Source organism: Paenibacillus sp. MT86 (assembly GCF_058792535.1).
Genome location: NZ_CM179499.1, coordinates 2,064,753 through 2,084,492 on the forward strand (window position 1 = coordinate 2,064,753; position 19,740 = coordinate 2,084,492).

Here is a 19,740-nt window from a genome sequence, read left to right on the forward strand (position 1 = left end):
TGAAGGCGTCTTGAATAATGAGCACAAGGATGCCGTTCAAGATACAGTTACAGAAGAAACGATCGAAGAAACTTTGGAAAACACGCCAAACACGGGTGAGAGCGGGTCTCCGGAGGAGGCCGTGAATCCCGAGCAGGAGATTCCCGTAACGGAATCGGCTGATGAAGCCGCAGGTTCGGCCGAGCTTGAGAAACTTCAGGCCGAGCTGCAGGAGCAGCAGCAGCGTACCCTGCGGGTACAAGCGGATTTCGATAATTTCCGCCGCCGCACGCAGAAGGAGAAAGAGGATCTGGGCAAATATGCTTCCTCCAAACTGATTACGGAGCTTCTGCCCGTCATCGACAACTTTGAGCGTGCCCTCCAGGCATCCGAGGAGAACCCGGAATTTGAATCCTTCTCCAAGGGCGTCAGCATGATCTTCCGTCAATTGGAATCCGTTCTTGCTACCGAAGGCTTGAGCGCGATGAAGAGTGTGGGCGAGCCGTTCAATCCGGAGTACCACCAAGCGATCATGCAGGTGGAGAGCGATGAGTACGAGGAAGGCATCGTGGTTGAGGAAGTGCAGAAAGGGTACATGTTAAAAGATAAAGTATTGAGACCTGCCATGGTCAAAGTGAGCATGTAAACGACTTTCGATAGTCGTTTATCATATAAAAATGATGAATGTCATGCGGGGATTCGCATGAATGAATAAGGAGGAAAATTTTACATGAGCAAAGTTATTGGTATCGACTTAGGAACAACCAACTCCTGCGTAGCCGTCATGGAGGGTGGGGAAGCGGTAGTTATCCCGAATCCGGAGGGTGCCCGCACAACCCCGTCGGTTGTCGGATTTAAGAAAGACGGCGAGCGCATCGTCGGGGATACAGCCAAACGCCAAGCGATCACCAACCCGGATCGCACCATCATTTCCATTAAGCGCCATATGGGCACGAATCACAAAGAATCCATCGACGGCAAAGACTACACGCCGCAAGAAATCTCCGCCATCATTCTGCAGAAGCTGAAATCCGATGCGGAAGCATACCTGGGCCAGCCTGTAACCCAAGCGGTTATTACGGTTCCCGCATATTTTAATGACAGCCAGCGTCAGGCGACCAAGGATGCCGGCAAAATCGCGGGCCTTGAAGTTCTGCGTATCGTCAACGAGCCGACGGCTGCGGCATTGGCTTACGGCATGGAGAAATCCGAAGACCAAACCATCCTGGTATACGACCTTGGCGGCGGTACATTCGACGTTTCCATTCTGGAACTGGGCGACGGCTTCTTCGAAGTAAAAGCAACCAGCGGGGACAACCAACTGGGCGGCGACGACTTCGACCAAGTGATCATCGACTATCTGGTAGCCGAATTCAAGAAAGAGCAAGGCATCGATCTGAGCAAAGACAAAGCAGCCGTTCAACGTCTGAAAGACGCAGCGGAAAAAGCGAAAAAGGAATTGTCCGGCGTACTGACAACAACGATCTCGCTGCCGTTCATCACGGTTGCAGACGGCGTTCCTCAGCACCTTGAGATCAACCTGACCCGCGCCAAATTCGAAGAATTGTCCGCTTCCCTTGTAGAGCGTACGCTTGGACCGACTCGTCAAGCGCTCAGCGATGCAGGTTTGACAGCGAACGATATTCATAAAATTGTCCTGGTCGGCGGTTCCACTCGTATTCCTGCCGTGCAGGAAGCGATCAAAAAATTGACGGGCAAAGAGCCTCATAAAGGCGTAAACCCGGACGAAGTGGTTGCGCTTGGAGCAGCGGTTCAAGCCGGCGTATTGACCGGTGACGTTAAAGACGTCGTATTGCTCGACGTGACCCCGCTGTCCCTCGGTATCGAAACCGCAGGCGGCGTATTCACCAAAATGATCGACCGCAACACGACGATTCCTACAAGCAAATCCCAAGTGTTCTCCACTTATGCGGATAACCAGCCGAGCGTGGAAATTCACGTGCTGCAAGGCGAGCGCGAAATGGCAGCCGGCAACAAAACGCTGGGACGCTTCATGCTCGGAGACATTCCTCCTGCACCGCGCGGCGTTCCGCAAATCGAGGTTACCTTCGATATCGATGCCAACGGGATCGTAAACGTGTCGGCAACAGATAAAGGTACCGGCAAGAGCCAGAAGATCACCATCACGTCCTCCAGCGGCCTGAGCGACGCTGAAGTTGAACAAATGATGAAAGACGCTGAGCTTCATGCCGAAGAAGACCGTAAACGCAAAGAGCTGGTGGAGGCTCGCAACAATGCCGACCAACTCGTGTACACGACCGAGAAAACACTCAAGGACCTGGGCGACAAAGTCGATGCTTCCGAAGTGGAAAAAGCAAACGAAGCGAAAGACAAAGTGAAGAAGGCGCTTGAATCCGATAACCTGGAAGAGATTAACGCTTCGGTAGAGGAGCTTACTCAAATCGTACAGCAGCTGTCCGTGAAGCTGTATGAGCAAGCGGCACAAGAACAACAAGGTGCTGAAGGTGCCGAGTCCGGCGCTCCTAAGAAAGACAACGTCGTGGATGCAGATTACGAGGTTGTTGACGAAGATAAAAACAAAGGTTAATCTGAATAGATTGTATGGGAAGGTCAAAGCTGCGCATCTTCGCACTTTGGCTTTCCTTATGTAAAGAGTAATAAAGAGATTGGGGTGAAACCGTGGCTGATAAGCGTGATTATTATGAGGTGCTCGGTGTCGGCAAGGATGCATCGGACGATGAGATCAAGAAGGCGTACCGCAAAATGGCCCGCCAGTATCATCCGGACGTGAACAAAGCGGCGGACGCGGAAGCCAAATTCAAGGAAGTGAAAGAGGCTTACGATGTATTGAGCGATGGTCAGAAGCGTGCGCGTTATGACCAGTACGGTCATATAGATCCGAACCAAGGCATGGGCGGAGGCGGTTTCTCCGGTGATTTCGGCGGTTTTGGAGATATATTCGATATGTTCTTTGGCGGCAATGGACGCCGTGATCCGAACGCGCCTCAGCGGGGGAACGATCTGCAATACACGATGACGGTTGAATTCAAGGAAGCCGTATTCGGCAAGGAAACGGACATTACCATTCCGAGAACGGAGACATGCGATACATGTCACGGCTCGGGAGCGAAGCCGGGCACGCAGCCGCATACCTGCTCGGTGTGTAACGGAAGCGGGCAGCAGGAGGTCGTGCAAAATACGCCGTTTGGACGTATGGTGAACCGCCGCGCCTGCTCGAACTGTAACGGAACAGGGAAGATCATCAAAGACCGCTGCTCGACTTGTAACGGCAACGGCAAGGTGAAGAAACAGCGCAAGATTCACGTTCGTGTACCTGCAGGCGTGGATGACGGAGCTCAGCTGCGCATGACGGGCGAAGGCGAAGGCGGATTCCGCGGCGGTCCGGCCGGCGACCTGTATATCGTAATCCGCGTGAAGCCGCATGACTTCTTTGAACGCGAAGGGGACGACATTTATTGCGAAGTGCCGCTTACCTTTGCCCAAGCCGCGCTTGGCGACGAGATCGAGATTCCGACGCTAACCGAGAAAGTGAAGCTGAAGATACCGGCCGGCACGCAGACGGGAACTTTCTTCCGCTTGAAAGGCAAAGGGGTGCCACGGCTGCGCGGTATGGGACAGGGTGACCAGCATGTCAAGGTTGTGGTCATTACGCCTAGCAAGCTCAGCGATGAACAGAAAGAGCTGCTTCGTCAATTCGCTTCGCTTGATGGCGAACAGACCCATGAACAGGAACAGTCCTTTTTTGACCGTGTAAAAAAAGCTTTCCGCGGTGATTAATCCACGATAGGGGTAATTCCCTCATAGCATAGCAAAATAGCAAAAAGCAGCAGGCTCTAAAGGTTTCCCTACCTTTGGCCTGCTGCTTTTTGGTTTGTGGCAGAAGAAGCAGCAGGGATATCCCGCTGCTTTACAGGTTCGTATCGCTCAAGAATAAAAGGTTTGACAATGAAGCAACCTAGGATAGTTCCATCTCGGAAGATGCAATCTTGAATAGGAAATGCAGGTGAATGAAGTGGCAGAGAAAAACATTTTGGCCTATTTCAAAAGTCCGGAAGAAGCCCGGCATGCCGCCCGCAAATTGCAGTCGCTGCGCGTTGCCGATATGTCCATCGACCGGTTTAGCGCCGATCCCGGCGGGGAGCTCAACAATCCGATGAATCCGTTGACAGGCAACATCGCAAGCTTAACAACGATGACCTTAAATGCGGATATTTCGGGGCCGGGAGCCGGAATTCTCGGAGCTGCGGACCCAGCGGCCAGCGGGATGAGCACCGGCGGTGAGGATGGAACCGAAGGCCGGGATATTTTGCTGACGGTTGTACTGGACGAAAGCGTCTTCCCGCAAGCCATGCGGTTAATCGAAGAATCCGGCGGCATGATTTAAGGTTCCAGGCACCGCTCTGAGTGTTGATATCGGAAAGGAGAATAACACCCATGATGAGACGCGTAAAAAAAGGGAAGATCTCGAGCAAAACCGAGAAGATGATTGCGCTGCAGTCCGCCAAGGCGGAGGATGTTGAGTTTTCGGCTATGGAAGCCGATCACGATGATGTGGAAGCGCTGCGTCGAAGCGAGGCAGCAGATGAACGCCAATTGAAGAAAATTTTGGATGAAACCAGTAAAAATGTAGATTAATCGCTACCGATGTGGAATGTGGAAAAGCCCGCTTGCCTTCTTTTAATGAGGTTGCAGCAGGGCTTTTTTGAATTTGATGAATGTCTTTGAAAAGTTATCATGGTATTTTAGTGCAAACTTTGTATCCGGGGTCCTCAATATAGTACAATGATACTTACGTATGAATGAGGAGGAACTATTGCACATGTTATGGCGTGAATTAACGATACATACCACGGAGGAAGCCGTGGAGATGATTACGAATTTCCTGCATGAAGCGGGAGCCGGAGGCGTTTCGATCGAGGAGTCTGGTACTACGAACAAAAAGCGGGACACCTCTCTGGGACAGTGGTTTGACGAGATCGTTCCGTTTAACGATATTCCTGAAGGTCAGGCCGTCATCAAAGGTTACTTCGACGAGACGGTAACGCTGGAAGCGATCCTCGATGAAATAACGCCGCGCGTCAACGAGCTGAAGGAATTCGGTATCGAAACGGGCGAAGTGCGGTATGAGATGAAGACGGTGGACGAGAATGATTGGGCTACGGCCTGGAAGCAGTATTTCAAACCGATCCGCGTCTCCGACAGGCTGACCATCAAACCGACGTGGGAAGAGTACACCCCGGAATCAGAGCACGAGTCCATCATCGAGCTGGACCCGGGCATGGCCTTCGGCACAGGAACGCATCCGACGACTTCGTTATGCTTGCGTACATTGGAGATGGTGATCAAGGGCGGAGAGGAAGTCATCGATGTCGGGACAGGCTCAGGCATTCTCTCCATCGGCGCAGCGCATCTGGGCGCTTCACGAATTCTGGCTCTCGACCTGGATCCGGTCGCGGTATCCAGCGCGACGGAGAACACCCGCCTGAACGGCCTGGAAGACCGGATTACGGTGAAGGAAAGCGACCTGCTCTCCGTACTCACGGATTCGTCCGATGACTCGGATCTGGGCGTGACGCTGCCGGTACAAATCGTGGTGGCAAACATCTTGGCCGAGGTTATTCTGCTGTTCGTGGACGACGTATACCAGGCTCTTCAACCGGGAGGGGCTTATATCGCTTCGGGCATTTACAAGAACAAGGAAGAGATCGTGGAGAAGGCTTTGATTGCTTCCGGTTTCGAAATTGCGGATATTTGCCGTGAGGATGATTGGGTTGCATTCGTGGCGAGGAAGAACTGATTATGGATTTTTTGGACCAACTGCTATTTTACCCGTTGGAGCAGCTTCCTTTTTACCTGATTGCTTTGATCATCGCATTTACCGTGCATGAGTTCTCGCATGCCTATTTCGCCAATAAATTCGGAGACCCGACGGCCAAGCTGCTGGGCAGGGTCACGCTGAATCCGGCGGTGCATTTCGATTTTCTGGGGATTCTTCTCCTGCTGATTGCAGGTTTCGGCTGGGCACGGCCGGTGCCGGTCAATCGAGAGAATTTTAGCAACCCCCGCCGCATGAGCATCATTGTTGCGGCGGTCGGTCCGCTTAGCAATCTGGTGCTGGGCTTAGTGGGGGCACTTGTTTACGCTATCCTCTATCAAACAGGGGTTATTCCTCCGGAGGGAATTACTAAAACAGATCAAGCGGTGCATTTATTTTTTAATATATTTATATTGCTCAATTTCTTTTTATGCCTGTTCAATCTGATACCATTGCCTCCGCTGGACGGTTATAGAGTTCTAGAGAATGCGCTCCCTCCACGGATAAGTGCGAAGATTCAGAAGTTTGAGCAATGGTCGATTCTTGTATTCTTGTTGATCATACTGTTGCCCGTATTTCAGAATTATACGATCAAACCTCTTTATGATGCGGCGTATGCACTGTCTTCCGAAATTTTGGACATGTTCATTATGATGACCGGCGGTTACCGGCTCTGATTTACTCTGGTCAGTTTGCGTGAAAAGTTGTATGATGGGGTTTGGCGATTTTTGAGTTAGGTGAGGATAGAGATGCAGCGATATTTTGTGACTCCCGCACAATTCGAGGGAGACCGTGTTGAGATTACGGGCGACGATGCCCGTCATATTGCCAAGGTCATGCGAGGCAGGCTTGGCGATAAATTGATCGTGAGCGACGGGGTATCCCGCGAGGCCTTGATGGAGATTGAGCGCATCGATGCAGGCAGCGTGTTTGCCGTTGTGATTGAACCCATGGAGATGTCGCAGGAACCGCGTCTGCAAGTGAGCATTGCCCAGAGTTTGCCGAAAGGCGACAAGATGGAAACCGTCATCCAAAAGTGCACCGAGATCGGCGCGGTGTCCTTTGTTCCCTTCCTGTCGGAAAGAACGATCGTTCAGTACGATGCCAAAAAGGAAGGGAAGCGGCTGGAGCGCTGGCGCAAAATCGCGAAGGAGGCGGCTGAACAGGCGCATCGCAACCGGATTCCGTCTGTAGAACAGCCTCTGACGTGGAAAAATCTGCTTGCAGCGTTTTCCGGCTATGATGCCGTATATTTTTGTTATGAAAAAGAGCAGGGTTCCCAGCTGAGGGACGTGCTGAAGCCTTTTGCAGAGCAGGCGCTGCGTGAATCGGCCAAGCCTGCCAGCTTGCTGCTGGTCGTTGGACCCGAGGGCGGCTTTACGGAAGAGGAATGCCGAGCGGCCGAAGCTGCGGGAGCCGTAGCCGTGGGACTCGGAAGGCGGATCCTTCGCTGCGAGACCGCCGGCATGACGGCGCTGGCCTGTGCACTATACGAATCTGGAGAAATGGGGGGCGTTTGAACATGCCATCCGTAGCGTTTTATACGTTGGGTTGCAAAGTCAATTTTTACGATACCGAGGCCATCTGGCAATACTTCAAGAATGAAGGCTACGACCAGGTGGACTTCGAACAAACCGCAGATGTTTATTTGATTAACACCTGCCACGTTACCAACACAGGGGATAAGAAGAGCCGCCAGATGATCCGGCGCGCGGTTCGCCGAAATCCCGAGGCGATCGTGGCCGTAACGGGCTGTTATGCCCAAACCTCGCCGGCCGAAATTCTGGATATTCCGGGCGTGGATCTCGTCATCGGGAACCAGGATCGCGAGAAAATCATGGATTTCATTCATGACATCGAAAAGACGCGCCAGCCGATTAACGCCGTGCGTAATATCATGAAGACCCGGGTATTCGAGGAAATGGACGTACCGGATTTCGCGGAACGTACTCGCGCATTTCTGAAAATTCAGGACGGATGCAACAACTTCTGCACGTTCTGCATCATCCCTTGGTCCCGCGGTTTGTCGCGAAGCCGTGATCCGAAGAGCATCATCAAGCAGGCGCATCAGCTAGTCGGAGCGGGTTATAAGGAAATCGTGCTGACCGGTATCCACACCGGCGGATATGGGGATGATCTCGAGGATTACAGATTGTCCGATTTGCTGTGGGACCTTGATCGGGTTGACGGTTTGGAACGGATCCGCATCAGCTCCATTGAAGCAAGCCAGATCGATGAGAAGATGCTGGACGTGCTGAACCGCTCCAGTAAAATGTGCCGCCATCTTCACATTCCGCTCCAAGCGGGGGATGATACGGTACTAAAACGGATGCGCCGTAAATATACGACGGAAGAATTCTATAACAAGATGGGCCTGATTCGTCAAGCGATGCCGGATGTGGGCATTACGACGGACGTCATCGTCGGCTTCCCTGGCGAAACGGATGAGATGTTCCGGAACGGATATGACCTGATGAAGGCGATTCAATTCTCGGAAATGCATGTATTCCCGTATTCGAAGCGTACCGGCACGCCGGCGGCACGAATGGAGGATCAGGTGGACGAGGAAGTGAAGAATGCGCGTGTGCACGATCTGATCGACTTGTCGGAGCAGCTTCAGCTGGCTTATGCCGAGCGTTTCGTGGGCCAGATTCTGAACGTGATACCGGAGCGCGAATACAAGGGTGCTCCCAAAGGCGGTAAAATGCAGGGTTACAGCGACAACTACCTGCAGCTTGTATTCAACGGATCGCCTGATCTCGAAGGCAAGCTGTGCCGCGTAAAAGTAACCAAAGCCGGTGTAAATGAATGCGAGGGCGAACTCCTCAGCGTCATGGATCATGGATTAAAGGCAGCTGCCCAGTAATATTCCATAGCGGCCATACCAGACAAGGATTTCATTTCCTGGCTACCGGAAGTGGAGTCCTTGTTGTACATGAAGGAGGAACAGGACATGGCATATACACAAATTTCCGCGGGCGGCGTTGTATACCGTTATTATGAAGGGGCGCTTCAGATCCAACTCATCTTGGACCGTTATGGAAAAACCTCGCTTCCCAAAGGCAAGATGGAAGCCGGTGAAACCGTCGAGCAGACGGCTCTCCGAGAAATACGCGAGGAGACAGGTATAGTCGGATCCATCACTTCTCCAGTGGACATTATTGCATATAAATACCATCATCCCGAATTCGGCCAGGTCGACAAGGAAGTTCACTACTACCTCGTTAAGGCAGAAGGAGGCATCCTAAAACCCCAAATCGAGGAAATCAACGGGGTGGACTGGTTCGAGCCTCTTGCCGCATGGAGGAAGCAGCGGAGCAACGGGTACAATAACAACGATATCATCCTGCGTAAAGCGCTGATGCTGCTTGAAGTCGCTATCCCGGCGGATGAAGATATGAAATTTTAGGACGGCAACCGCTTGTTCCAGAAAGGCAGATAGCATAGAGGAAGCGCGATCAGCGAGCATACGATGTTAAACAGGGTTTGCGCATGGGCGATTTGTCCGGCCGGATCTGCGGCTAACCATCCGGATACGGCGGTTAATCCCGCTGTGAACGGAATAAAGAGCAGGACTCCGCCGATATTAAGCCCCAAATGGGACCAAGCCACGAATCGTCCGGCGCGGCTGCTGCCAATCGCTGCGATGAGTGCCGTCACGCAGGTGCCGACATTGGAGCCCAGCACGATCGCCACGCCGATCTCGGGAGGCAGCGCTCCGCTGGTGGCGAGCCCCATAGCCATGGCGATGACGGCGGCGCTGCTGTGCATCAAAGCCGTCAGGATCGCACCGGCTGCAATGCCCCAGAGGACGCTTTGCGAGGCGTGGTCAAGGAACCATTGGAACAACCCGAGGCTTTGAAGGGTCGGCCCAATGGATTGCATGATTTGTATCGCGAGCAGCACCAGTGAAAATCCGGCGACAGCGAGGCATAAAAATTGGCTGCGGATCAACTGGTTTTTTAACTTGTCGTGACTCGCAGGTACGCGTTCGCTGACAAGAACGGCCCCGACCCACAGCATCAGCGAGAGGACAAGCAGTGGCATGGCGGCTTGTCCGATCTGCAGGCTGATGAGTTCGGTCGTTACCGTCGTGCCGATGTTCGTGCCGAGAATAACGCCCAAGGTACCGGACAGGCTTAACAATCCGGCATTGGCAAAGCCTATCGCCAGCACGGTTACGGCGGTGCTGCTCTGCAGCAGGGCCGTAACCGCCGTGCTGGCAACCATGCCTTTCAGGGGCGTGGATGTCGCTTTGTGGAGCCACTTATGCAAGAGCGGTCCGGCCCAGCGCTGGAGGGCGACCTCCATGACCTTCATGCCGAACAGAAACAGGACAAGACCATAACAGACGGGAAACCAGAGCGTGGATAGCATGATGTTCTCCTTTTTGTAAAATAAGGTGGGAGCGGAGTTTCCAGCAAAGCCGAAAGTCATCGGTCATCGCAAGAAAACGATCTCTTCACTCGGTCGGGTAACTGTGAAAGCACGTCGGTCGACGTTTTTCTTAATTACGTATATGACCCTTGGCGGACATGCATACCTATTGCAATAAACCAGGGGATAATTTTAAGGAGTGAAATACAGTGCCATCGGTTATTTTGGAGCGCAGTCGAAAAAAGAGACTGGAGCAGGGGCACCCTTGGGTGTATAAAAGCGAGATTGCTTCTGTCGAGGGCGAGCCCGAGCCGGGCGATATCGTATCGGTGTTCAATCACCAAGGCCGTTTTCTTGCCTCCGGGTATTACAATCCGCAATCACAAATCACCGTGCGCACCGTTTCGTATGAACCGGTCGAAGCGATGGACAAGGCTTTTTTCGCAGCCAGATTTGAGGAATGCCTGAAACACCGGGAGCGGTTTATCGGAGACGAGAATGCTTACCGGCTGGTATATGGCGAGGCTGATTTTCTGCCGGGGCTGATCGTGGACCGTTTTGCCGACGTGCTGGTCGTGCAGCTACTGACGCTGGGCATGGATCGATGCCGTGCGGACATCGTGGAGGCGCTTGTCGAAGTGGTACAGCCGAAAGGAATTTACGAGCGCAGCGACGTTTCCATCCGGGAACTGGAAGGGCTGGAACAGCGGAAGGGAACTCTTTACGGGGAGTGTCCCCGCCACGTCGTCGTGACGGAGAACGGCTTGAAGATCAAAGTGGATATCGAAGAGGGTCAGAAGACCGGATATTTCTTTGATCAGCGGGAGAACCGGGCATCCATCAAACCGTTAATGACCGGTTGGGGAAGCCGCAGCGGGATTACGCTTCAGGCCGTGGAGCGGGACGGTGAGACGAAGACCCTGCCGGTAAACAAAAGCGGAAAAGAAGTTACGTTCCCGTATTGGGACGGCGCAACGGTGCTGGAATGCTTTTCGCATACGGGCAGCTTCACGCTGCATGCATGCAAATACGGCGCCAAGAAAGTCACCTGCCTCGACATATCGGAGCATGCCATCGAAAGTGCCAAAGAGAACGTGGAATTGAACGGATTCCAGGATCGCGTGGAATTTGTGGTGGATGACGCCTTCCAATATTTGCGCAGCCAGGTAAAGGGTTTGGAAGAGCGCGAGCTACGTGCCCAAGGGGACCAGAAAGTGGATACCTCGAAACCGTTGACCGCGGGCGGAGGGCGATCCTGGGACGTGGTCATTCTGGACCCGCCGGCGTTTGCCAAAACCAGGTCGGCTGTCAAGGGGGCTTGCCGCGGGTACAAGGATATCAACCTCCACGGCATGAAGCTGGTCAACGAGGGCGGATATCTGGTTACGGCAAGCTGCTCGTACCATATGCGGCCGGATTTGTTCCTGGAGACGATCCAGGATGCGGCGAAGGATGCCGGCAAAATTCTGAGATTGGTGGAATGGCGTGCGGCCGGCAAGGACCATCCGCAAATTCTTGGGGTCGACGAGGGACATTATTTGAAATTCGCCGTCTTTGAAGTGCGCAGCAAATCAAAACTGTAAACACCCCAGCTTGGCGGTTCATATAGAGGATCTTGCAATGGTGGATAACCACGATGGCAGGGTCCTTTTTCATATGTCCGAAATCGTTGGGAATGGGAATGAAATCCAAACGTATGTTCCACCAATCAGGACTTATGTTATACTAGTAATCAGCATCTTTTTTGATAGAGCCGAACCATCACGCAAGATTTGACATACATTTTTGATCTTGAACTACTAGATTCAAAGGGCATGATTTCACCGGATCAGCAGCTGGTTTTGAAGGTGAATGAGTCTCTTTCGGCAAGATGTAAAGGAGGCATAGCATGAGCGTTCAATTTGTTATCGGCAGGTCGGGCAGCGGCAAGAGCACGTCGATCCGCCAAGAGATGATCGAACGGTTGGAGCATAATCCCAAGGGGGATCCGATGATCTTGATCGTTCCGGAGCAAGGGTCCTATGAAGCGGAGCACGCGCTCGTCAATGCGGGAGGCATTCGCGGCATGATGCGCGCGCAGGTGCTTAGCTTCCGCCGTCTGGCTTACCGCGTCATGCAGGAAACCGGCGGAGCCGCGAAAGTGGCGATCAGCGAGGAAGGCAAGCGGATGCTGCTGTATAAAATTCTGCGGAGGCGCAAGGAAGAGCTCCACATGTTCGGCGCCTCGGGAGAGCAGCATGGCTTTATCGGCAAGCTGAGCGAGCTGTACACGGAAATGAAGCGCTATTGCATTGACGCCTCATGCGTGGAGGAGCAGCTGGGACAGATGGTATCCGGCTCCGGGAATTCACCGATGCTGCGGCGGAAGCTGGAGGACATCGTAACGGTCTTTCGCGATTTCGAGGTTGAAATTTCACGGTTTTACATGGATGAGGAAGACACGCTGGCCTCATTGGCTGAGGGTGTGACCGAATCGGAATATATCAAGCGTGCCGACATCTGGATCGACGGCTTCCACGGCTTTACGCCGCAGGAGTACCGGGTGCTGCGGGAGATCATCGCACACGCCAAGCGAGTGACGATCGCGCTGACGCTGGACAAGCCTTACAGGAACGGGACGGTTCCGCATGAGCTGGATCTCTTTCATCCTACTGCGGTGACGTACATAAAGCTCAAAGGGATTATCGATGAGATCGGGCTGGAGGCGGAGCACCGCATTCTTCATCCCGATGTTCTGCCGCGGTTTCAGGAATCTCCCATGCTTGCCCATCTTGAGCGCGGTTATGATCGGAAGAGACGATGGGCGGAACCGGATGAAGGCCCGGACACAGCGAGCAGTCCAAACCGCGGGAGGAAAGGTCTGCTTTTACACGCTGCCAGCCATCGCCGGGCCGAAATCGAAGGAGCTCTGCGCGAAATGCTGCGGCTGGCACAGGAGGAAGGGGCAAGATACCGCGAAATGGCTGTTTTTGTCCGGAATATGGGGGACTATGAGCATCTGATGGGTCCTTTGTTCAGAGAATACGGCGTTCCCTATTTTCTCGATCAGAAGCGGAGCGAGCTTCACCATCCGCTGGTCGAGTTCATTCGCTCAGCGCTTGATGTCGTCGGACGCCGGTGGCGTTATGAGGACGTATTCCGCTGCGTGAAGACGGATCTGCTGCTGCCGCTGGACGGTTCGCTTACCCGTGAGGACATGGACCGTCTGGAGAACCATGTGCTGGCTTCCGGAATCCAGGGCACGCGCTGGACGGACGGCCGTCCCTGGAAGGGAGTTCCAAGCCTTTCTTTAGAAGAGGGGGAAAGCGAGATCCGCAATCAGGACGGCATGGCGGCGATCGAGTACGCCAGGAAGGTGATAACGGAACCGCTGCATGCGTTCGAGAAGCGGATGAAAAAGGCTGCGAGCGCGATGGATCAGAGCACCGCGGTCTATCGGCTGCTGGAGGAGTGCGCTGTGCCCGAGAAGCTGGAGCTGTTAAGCCGGGCTGCACTGGATGCCGGGCGTCCTGAGGAAGCCCGGGAACATCGCCAGGTATGGGGAGCCGTGCTCGGCCTGCTCGACCAAATCGTCGAGATGATGGGCGCGGAGAAGCTAAGCACCGAATTGTTTACCGGCGTGCTGGGTACGGGACTTACGGAAATGAAAATGGCTCTTGTGCCTCCGTCTCTGGACCAGGTGCTCATCGGCAGCATGGACCGGACGCGGACGGGCGGGGTGAAATATGCTTTCCTTCTCGGCATTAACGACGGCGTGCTCCCGGCCCAGTTCCAGGATGACGGCATCCTGACGGAGCCGGATCGGGTTCATCTTGAAGACCGCGGGCTGGAGCTTGCCCCGAGCATATCCCGAAGACTGCTGGATGAACGGTTTCTGATCTATAATGCGCTGACTTCAGCCAGCAAACAGCTGTGGGTCAGCTACCCTGCAGCGGATGATGAAGGCAAGCCGTTACTGCCATCCGAGGTGGTGCGGCATCTGAAGCTGATGTTCCAGCTGGAAGAGGAACCTTTGTTTCCAAGACCGCATGCCGGGCAATCGGCCCTTGAGCAGGAGGGTTATGCGGTCCGTCCAGACAAGACGCTTGCTTATTTAGCGGGCCGGCTTCGCGACTGGAGGAATGGGGAGGAGATCCCGGATTTGTGGTGGCATGTTTACAACTGGTATGCGGAGCAGCCGGGTTTGCGGCCCCGCCTCACGACCATGCTCTCCTCCTTGTCTTACCGGAATGAAGCCCGGCCTCTCAAGCTGGAAACCAGCAGACAGTTGTACGGAACGAAGCTGCGGACAAGCGTATCCCGGATGGAGCGCTTTGTTGCCTGCCCGTTCTCCCATTTTGCCTCCCATGGGTTGAAGCTGAGAGAGCGGCAGCTGTACAGGCTTCAGGCTCCCGACATCGGACAGCTGTTCCATGCTGCCTTGAGCAGCATGGCCGTCAAGTTCCAATCGCAGCATCGAAGCTGGGGAGACCTGACCGCCGAGGAATGCCTGCGCGAAGCGGAAGCGACCGTGGATCGGCTCGCACCCATGCTGCAGGGTGAAATCCTGCTCAGCTCCAAGCGGTACGGCTATATTTCGCGAAAGCTTAAAAACATCGTGGGCCGAGCGTCGGTCATATTGGGAGAGCAGGCGAGGCGCGGCAAATTCGAGCCGATCGGCCTTGAACTTGATTTCGGTCCCGGAAAGCCGCTGCCTCCCCTGGCGTTTGAATTGCCGAACGGGACCAAGATGGAGATTGTCGGGCGCATAGACCGGGTCGACATGGCTCGAGGCGAGCATGGCATCATGCTTCGGGTCATCGATTATAAATCGAGCCAGAAGGATCTGCGGCTGCATGAGGTCTATTACGGCCTATCCCTGCAGATGCTGACCTATCTGGACGTGCTGCTGACGTTTGCGGAGGAATGGCTGGGCGAGCAGGCCCTGCCTGCGGGAACCTTGTACTTCCACGTGCATGATCCGGTATTGCAGTCCGCCAACGGCATGACGCCGGAGCAGGCGGCGGAGGAGCTGCTCAAGCGCTACAAAATGAAAGGCCTGCTCCTGGCAGACCGCGAAGCGGTGTCCCTCATGGATTCGTTCCTTGAAAAAGGGCACTCTGCCATCCTGCCCGTCGCCGTCAAAACGGACGGCAGCTTCTACAGCAGCGCGGCCGTGGCAACGCCTGACCAGTGGGAGACCTTGTTGTCCGCCGTGCGGGAGAACATGCTGAACATCGGCTCCCGCATCACAGGCGGCGATGTCGCGATTAAACCGTACCGGATACAGCAGGAGACCGCCTGCACGTTCTGTTCTTTCCGGCCCGTATGTCAGTTCGACGACGCGATTGAGGGCAGCGAATACCAGCTGCTGGGCAAACCGGGCAAAGATCAGGTGTGGGATATGCTTGGACATCCGAAGGGAGGAGAGAGCCGGTGAGAGAGATGATAGCAAAACCCGAGGGAAGCATGTGGAGCGACGACCAGTGGAAAGCCATTGCGCTGTCGGGCGACGATATGCTGGTTGCAGCTGCGGCAGGTTCAGGGAAAACCGCCGTGCTGGTTGAACGGATCATTCGCAAAATCCTGGACGATGCCGCCGGGTTCAGCGTAGATCGGCTGCTTGTGGCTACCTTCACGAAAGCCGCCGCTGCCGAAATGCGGGGACGGATCCGGGAAGCGCTGGACCGTGAGCTGGACCGGGATCCGGATAATGAGCATATCCGGCGTCAGCTCGCTTTGCTTGGCAGAGCGTCGATTACAACGCTGCACTCCTTCTGCATGGAAGTCATTCGGCGATATTATCAGTTAATACCGCTGGATCCGGGATTCCGCATCCTGAACGAACATGAGGCGGATTTAATGCGGCAGGATATGCTGGAGGAGCTGTTCGAAGAGAAATACGGTGAGGCGGAGGGGGACCCGGAAAGCCGGTTTCTGCGCTTGGCGGACTGGTTCAGCGGCGAGCGAACGGACGATGCGCTGTACCGTCTCGTGCAGCGTCTATACGATTTCTCCCGCAGCCATTCATGGCCGTCACACTGGCTTAGGGAGACAGCCGCCGGCTTTCAGGTGGCCGATACGGAAGCCCTCGGTAACACGCCATGGGTCCAGAGCATCTTGGCTGATGCACGCCTGGCTCTGAACGGAGCGGCAGGGCTGCTGCAGCAAGCCAAGGCCATTGCCATGCAGCCGGGAGGGCCAACACCGTATGCGGACAATCTCGATGAGGACTTGCGACTGGTGGCTTCCCTGCTGGAGGCCATCGATACTTCGCCGTGGGAATCGTTGTACGGCATTTTCCGCGAGGCGTCTTTCGGCAAGCTCAAATCCGTTCGGAAGGATGAGGTGCTGCCGGAGCTGCAGGAGCAGGTCAAGGAACTGCGCGACAACGTGAAGAAAATCGTAAATGAGCTGAAAAATGCATTGTTCGGCCGTCCGGCATCGGAGTTTTTGCGGGAGCTTCATACGGCAGCGCCGCTGATGATGGAGCTGGCCGAGACGGTGATCGCGTTTGGCGAGCGTTACAGGGAGGCCAAGGCGGCCAAAGGCATGGTCGACTTTAACGACCTTGAGCATTACTGCCTCCATATACTTCGCCATCCCGATTCCGTGCCGGGACATATGATGCCTTCCGATGCGGCGATGGAATACCGCGAGCAGTTTGATGAAGTGCTGCTGGATGAATATCAAGATACGAACAGCGTGCAGGAAGACATCGTACGATTGATCTCCCGGGAAATGCCGGGCAACCGGTTTATGGTCGGCGACGTGAAGCAGAGTATTTATCGGTTCCGTCTGGCGGAACCGGGACTGTTTCTCGATAAGTACAAGACGTTTTCTTCCGGGACAGGCACGTCCCAAACAGGCATCCGAATTGATCTGGCCCGTAATTTTCGCAGCCGGATGGAAGTGGTGGACGCCGTCAATTTGCTGTTCCGGCAGATCATGAACGAATCGGTAGCCGAGATTGCCTATGATGAACGGGCCGAGCTTGTATGCGGAGCTTCTTTTCCGGAACAGGAAACGAACGGAGGCGCGAATCCCTACATGCCCGAAATCCTGCTGATCGACCGTGCCGGAAAAGGTCCGGAGGAGCAGTCCGATGAATCGGCTTCCGAAGAGGACGGGGTTCAGCTTGAAGCTGAGGCGCTCGAAATGGAAACCGCCCAGCTGGAAGCCCGCGCCATCGCCCGCAAAATCCGCGAAATGACAGGCGAAAGCGGAAAGCCGCTCATGGTTTACGATAAAGGGTTGAAAACGATGCGGCCCGCCGGGTACGGAGACATGGTCATTTTGCTGCGCTCCGCCATGGTTTGGGCACCGTTAATTATTGAGGAGTTAAGGCTGGAGGGAATACCGGCATTCGGCGAGCAGAACAAGGGATACTTTCAGGCTACGGAAGTGGAAATCATCTTATCGCTGCTGCAGGTGATCGATAATCCGCGGCAGGACATTCCTTTGGCTTCGGTATTGCGCTCGCCCATTCTTGGATTATCCGAGGAAGAGATGGCACAGGTTCGCCTGTGCGCGAAAGGGACTTATTACGATGCGCTGAAGGCAGCGGTCTCGTTAAGCGTCGCGCCGCCGGTCATGGATCCGGCACGCCCTATGGGCTTCGTCGACGGAAAATGGACGCCGGGCGCAGGACTGGAAGGCCTGGCCGAAGCCGCCGCCGGTCATGAGCTCGTAGCAGGCAGCCATCTTTCGGATGCCCCGCTAACGGCGGAGGGCCATGCTATAGAAATATCGGCGGAGCTTGGCGCCAAACTTGGATTGTTTATGGATCGGCTGCAGCGCTGGCGGCAGGAAGCGCGTCAGGGAAGCCTGAGCGATCTGATCTGGGGGATTTACAGCGAAACCGGATATTTGGATTGGGTTGGCGGCTTGCCCGGCGGCAGGCAGCGTCAGGGCAATCTGACCGCCCTATATGACCGGGCCGTGCAGTATGAACAGGACACAGCCTCCAGAGGGCTCTTCCGTTTTCTGACCTTTATCTCGCGTCTCCGCGAGCGCGGCGGGGATCTTGGCACGGCCGGAGGCACGGAAAGCCAGGGCAACGCGGTGCGCCTGATGACCATTCACAAGAGCAAGGGCCTGGAGTTTCCGGTCGTGTTCGTGGCGGGATTGTCCAAAAATTTCAACCAACAGGATTTGAACGCCCCCTTTCTGATGCATAAGGAGCTTGGCTTCGGACCGAAGTTCGTGGATGAAGGCATGCGCGTAAGCTACCCGACGCTGCCAAACCTGGCGATTCGGCGCAGATCGCAGCTGGAGCTGCTGGCCGAGGAGATGCGGGTGCTCTACGTTGCGCTTACAAGGCCGAAAGAGAAGATGATCCTGGTCGGCACGGTGAAGGATTTGCCGAAAAAGGTGTCCGCTTGGGCACAGGCCGATTTTAACCCGGAGTTGCTTCTGCCGGATTACGTCCTTGCCCGGGGACGGAGCTACCTGGATTGGATCGGTCCGGCCGTGATACGGCATCCGTCTGCGGGTCCGCTCCGCGGACAGGCGGGATTGCCGGAAGAGACGAGCTCGCGCGCGTTAGCGGCAGACCGATCGCAATGGATATTCTCGATTGAAACGCCGGAATCCCTGGCACAGGGCATGACCGGCATGAGCGATGACGTTCAGGCGGACAGCGAAAATCGAATGATGAAGCTGAATGCCCTGCGCAGCCTCGAGCCTGTTCCGGAATCTGCGATTGCCGAAGCGGAAGAGGAGGGGACGGATGTTCAGCGGGCTTCCATCGATCAGCGGTTGTCGTGGAGTTATCGTTATGAAGCGGTCAGTCAAATATCGGCCAAAACGTCCGTAACGGAGATGAAAAAGCTGCTTGCCCTGCAGGACAGCCCCTCCTTGGATTTATTGGAGGAACGGGCCGTGAAACGCCAGAGCAGGGAAAGTATCGACGCAAGCACCTCCTTCACGCTGAGCCTGCGGCGGCCGAAATTTATGGAGTCCACGAAGCTGACGCCCGCCGAGCGGGGAACCGTCTATCATACCATCATGCAGCATCTGCCGCTTCAACGGCTGGAAGACGCTGCAGAACCGACAGCGGAGATCGAAGAAACCATCCGTTACCTGGTGGAAAAGGAGATCATCACCGGTGAGCAGGCTTCCGCGGTGGAAGCAGCCGAGATTAGCAGCCTTTTTGATTGCGACCTTGGAAAGCGGGTGCTGTCAGCAGAGGATGTCTGGCGCGAGATGCCGTTTTCCTATGCACTCCCAGCGGCAGAAGCTTATCAGGGGCTGGCTTTTCTGGACCCGATTTCGGAACATTCGGCCCAAGGATTACCTGAGATGGAGCTGCTGCGGGACGAAACGGTGCTGATTCAAGGGGTTGTGGACTGCATGTTCAGGCATAACGGCCGCCTTGTGCTGCTTGATTATAAGACCGACCGGGTGCTGGAGCATCGCGGCGGCCTGACGGCCTTGGCTGACCAGTATCGTTTTCAGCTGGACCTGTATGCAAAGGCTTTGGAGGATATTTTAGGCGAACCTGTGCATGAGAAATGGCTGTACTTTTTTGATGGGGGACATGCCGTACAGGTATAACCTTTCAGTAAGTTATGTTTTGTTAGACG

The 19,740-nt window shown here is 54.8% G+C and carries 14 protein-coding genes; 13 read left to right on the forward strand and 1 reads right to left on the reverse strand.

Going from position 1 to position 19,740, the window contains the following annotated elements; translation table 11 throughout:
- Nucleotides 1-10: 10 nt before the first annotated feature.
- The 10 genes from grpE to AC3RCL_RS08930 all read left to right on the forward strand — a co-directional run bounded on the left by grpE (nt 11) and on the right by AC3RCL_RS08930 (nt 9,206).
- Nucleotides 11-625, forward strand: coding sequence for a nucleotide exchange factor GrpE (gene grpE / locus AC3RCL_RS08885; RefSeq protein ID WP_096773032.1), 615 nt, complete (start codon nt 11-13; stop codon nt 623-625).
- An 84-nt stretch (nt 626-709) separates the two neighbouring features.
- Nucleotides 710-2,548 (forward strand): molecular chaperone DnaK, encoded by a 1,839-nt coding sequence (gene dnaK, locus AC3RCL_RS08890; protein WP_009590812.1) that lies wholly within the window; start codon nt 710-712, stop codon nt 2,546-2,548.
- 92 nt (nt 2,549-2,640) lie between these two features.
- Nucleotides 2,641-3,759, forward strand: a complete 1,119-nt coding sequence (gene dnaJ / locus AC3RCL_RS08895) for a molecular chaperone DnaJ (RefSeq protein WP_009590783.1) — start codon at nt 2,641-2,643, stop codon at nt 3,757-3,759.
- A gap of 235 nt (nt 3,760-3,994) precedes the next feature.
- A complete protein-coding gene (locus tag AC3RCL_RS08900; protein WP_176502366.1) occupies nt 3,995-4,366 on the forward strand; it encodes a hypothetical protein in 372 nt (123 codons plus the stop codon).
- A 50-nt stretch (nt 4,367-4,416) separates the two neighbouring features.
- On the forward strand, nt 4,417-4,617 hold the full coding sequence (locus tag AC3RCL_RS08905; protein ID WP_009590798.1) for a YfhD family protein: 201 nt from the start codon (nt 4,417-4,419) through the stop codon (nt 4,615-4,617).
- Nucleotides 4,618-4,801: 184 nt separating this feature from the next.
- Entirely contained in the window at nt 4,802-5,779 is a 978-nt protein-coding gene (gene prmA, locus AC3RCL_RS08910; RefSeq protein WP_015734183.1) for a 50S ribosomal protein L11 methyltransferase, read from the forward strand.
- Nucleotides 5,780-5,781: 2 nt separating this feature from the next.
- Nucleotides 5,782-6,474, forward strand: a complete 693-nt coding sequence (locus tag AC3RCL_RS08915; RefSeq protein ID WP_015734184.1) for a site-2 protease family protein — start codon at nt 5,782-5,784, stop codon at nt 6,472-6,474.
- A gap of 72 nt (nt 6,475-6,546) precedes the next feature.
- The gene (locus tag AC3RCL_RS08920; protein WP_009590785.1) at nt 6,547-7,317 is read left to right on the forward strand and encodes an RsmE family RNA methyltransferase; all 771 of its coding nucleotides are present in this window, start codon (nt 6,547-6,549) and stop codon (nt 7,315-7,317) included.
- 2 nt (nt 7,318-7,319) lie between these two features.
- Nucleotides 7,320-8,663: a tRNA (N(6)-L-threonylcarbamoyladenosine(37)-C(2))-methylthiotransferase MtaB gene (gene mtaB, locus AC3RCL_RS08925; RefSeq protein WP_015734186.1), complete on the forward strand. Its 1,344-nt coding sequence runs from the start codon at nt 7,320-7,322 to the stop codon at nt 8,661-8,663.
- A gap of 87 nt (nt 8,664-8,750) precedes the next feature.
- A complete protein-coding gene (locus tag AC3RCL_RS08930) occupies nt 8,751-9,206 on the forward strand; it encodes an NUDIX hydrolase (RefSeq protein WP_015734187.1) in 456 nt (151 codons plus the stop codon).
- On the opposite strand, the gene AC3RCL_RS08935 is transcribed toward AC3RCL_RS08930, so the two are convergent.
- Nucleotides 9,203-10,174 (reverse strand): Na/Pi cotransporter family protein, encoded by a 972-nt coding sequence (locus AC3RCL_RS08935; RefSeq protein ID WP_492535218.1) that lies wholly within the window; start codon nt 10,172-10,174, stop codon nt 9,203-9,205. The two genes, AC3RCL_RS08930 and AC3RCL_RS08935, sit on opposite strands and share 4 nt — an antisense overlap.
- A 209-nt stretch (nt 10,175-10,383) precedes the next feature.
- Here AC3RCL_RS08935 and AC3RCL_RS08940 point away from each other — a divergent pair, with 209 nt between their 5' ends.
- From AC3RCL_RS08940 to addA, 3 genes are all read left to right on the forward strand, one after another.
- The gene (locus AC3RCL_RS08940) at nt 10,384-11,757 is read left to right on the forward strand and encodes a class I SAM-dependent rRNA methyltransferase (protein WP_036666082.1); all 1,374 of its coding nucleotides are present in this window, start codon (nt 10,384-10,386) and stop codon (nt 11,755-11,757) included.
- Between the two features lie 305 nt (nt 11,758-12,062).
- On the forward strand, nt 12,063-15,593 hold the full coding sequence (gene addB, locus AC3RCL_RS08945; RefSeq protein WP_492535219.1) for a helicase-exonuclease AddAB subunit AddB: 3,531 nt from the start codon (nt 12,063-12,065) through the stop codon (nt 15,591-15,593).
- A gap of 5 nt (nt 15,594-15,598) precedes the next feature.
- On the forward strand, nt 15,599-19,711 hold the full coding sequence (addA, locus tag AC3RCL_RS08950) for a helicase-exonuclease AddAB subunit AddA (protein WP_492536305.1): 4,113 nt from the start codon (nt 15,599-15,601) through the stop codon (nt 19,709-19,711).
- Nucleotides 19,712-19,740: the final 29 nt, after the last annotated feature.

Coding starts and splice junctions, on each gene's coding strand:
- AC3RCL_RS08920 (WP_009590785.1), top strand. CDS start 6,547: ATGCAGCGATATTTTGTGACTCCCGCACAATTCGAGGGAGACCGTGTT.
- AC3RCL_RS08930 (WP_015734187.1), top strand. CDS start 8,751: ATGGCATATACACAAATTTCCGCGGGCGGCGTTGTATACCGTTATTAT.
- prmA (WP_015734183.1), top strand. CDS start 4,802: ATGTTATGGCGTGAATTAACGATACATACCACGGAGGAAGCCGTGGAG.
- mtaB (WP_015734186.1), top strand. CDS start 7,320: ATGCCATCCGTAGCGTTTTATACGTTGGGTTGCAAAGTCAATTTTTAC.
- AC3RCL_RS08935 (WP_492535218.1), bottom strand. CDS start 10,174: ATGCTATCCACGCTCTGGTTTCCCGTCTGTTATGGTCTTGTCCTGTTT.
- dnaK (WP_009590812.1), top strand. CDS start 710: ATGAGCAAAGTTATTGGTATCGACTTAGGAACAACCAACTCCTGCGTA.
- addB (WP_492535219.1), top strand. CDS start 12,063: ATGAGCGTTCAATTTGTTATCGGCAGGTCGGGCAGCGGCAAGAGCACG.
- AC3RCL_RS08915 (WP_015734184.1), top strand. CDS start 5,782: ATGGATTTTTTGGACCAACTGCTATTTTACCCGTTGGAGCAGCTTCCT.
- addA (WP_492536305.1), top strand. CDS start 15,599: ATGATAGCAAAACCCGAGGGAAGCATGTGGAGCGACGACCAGTGGAAA.
- AC3RCL_RS08905 (WP_009590798.1), top strand. CDS start 4,417: ATGATGAGACGCGTAAAAAAAGGGAAGATCTCGAGCAAAACCGAGAAG.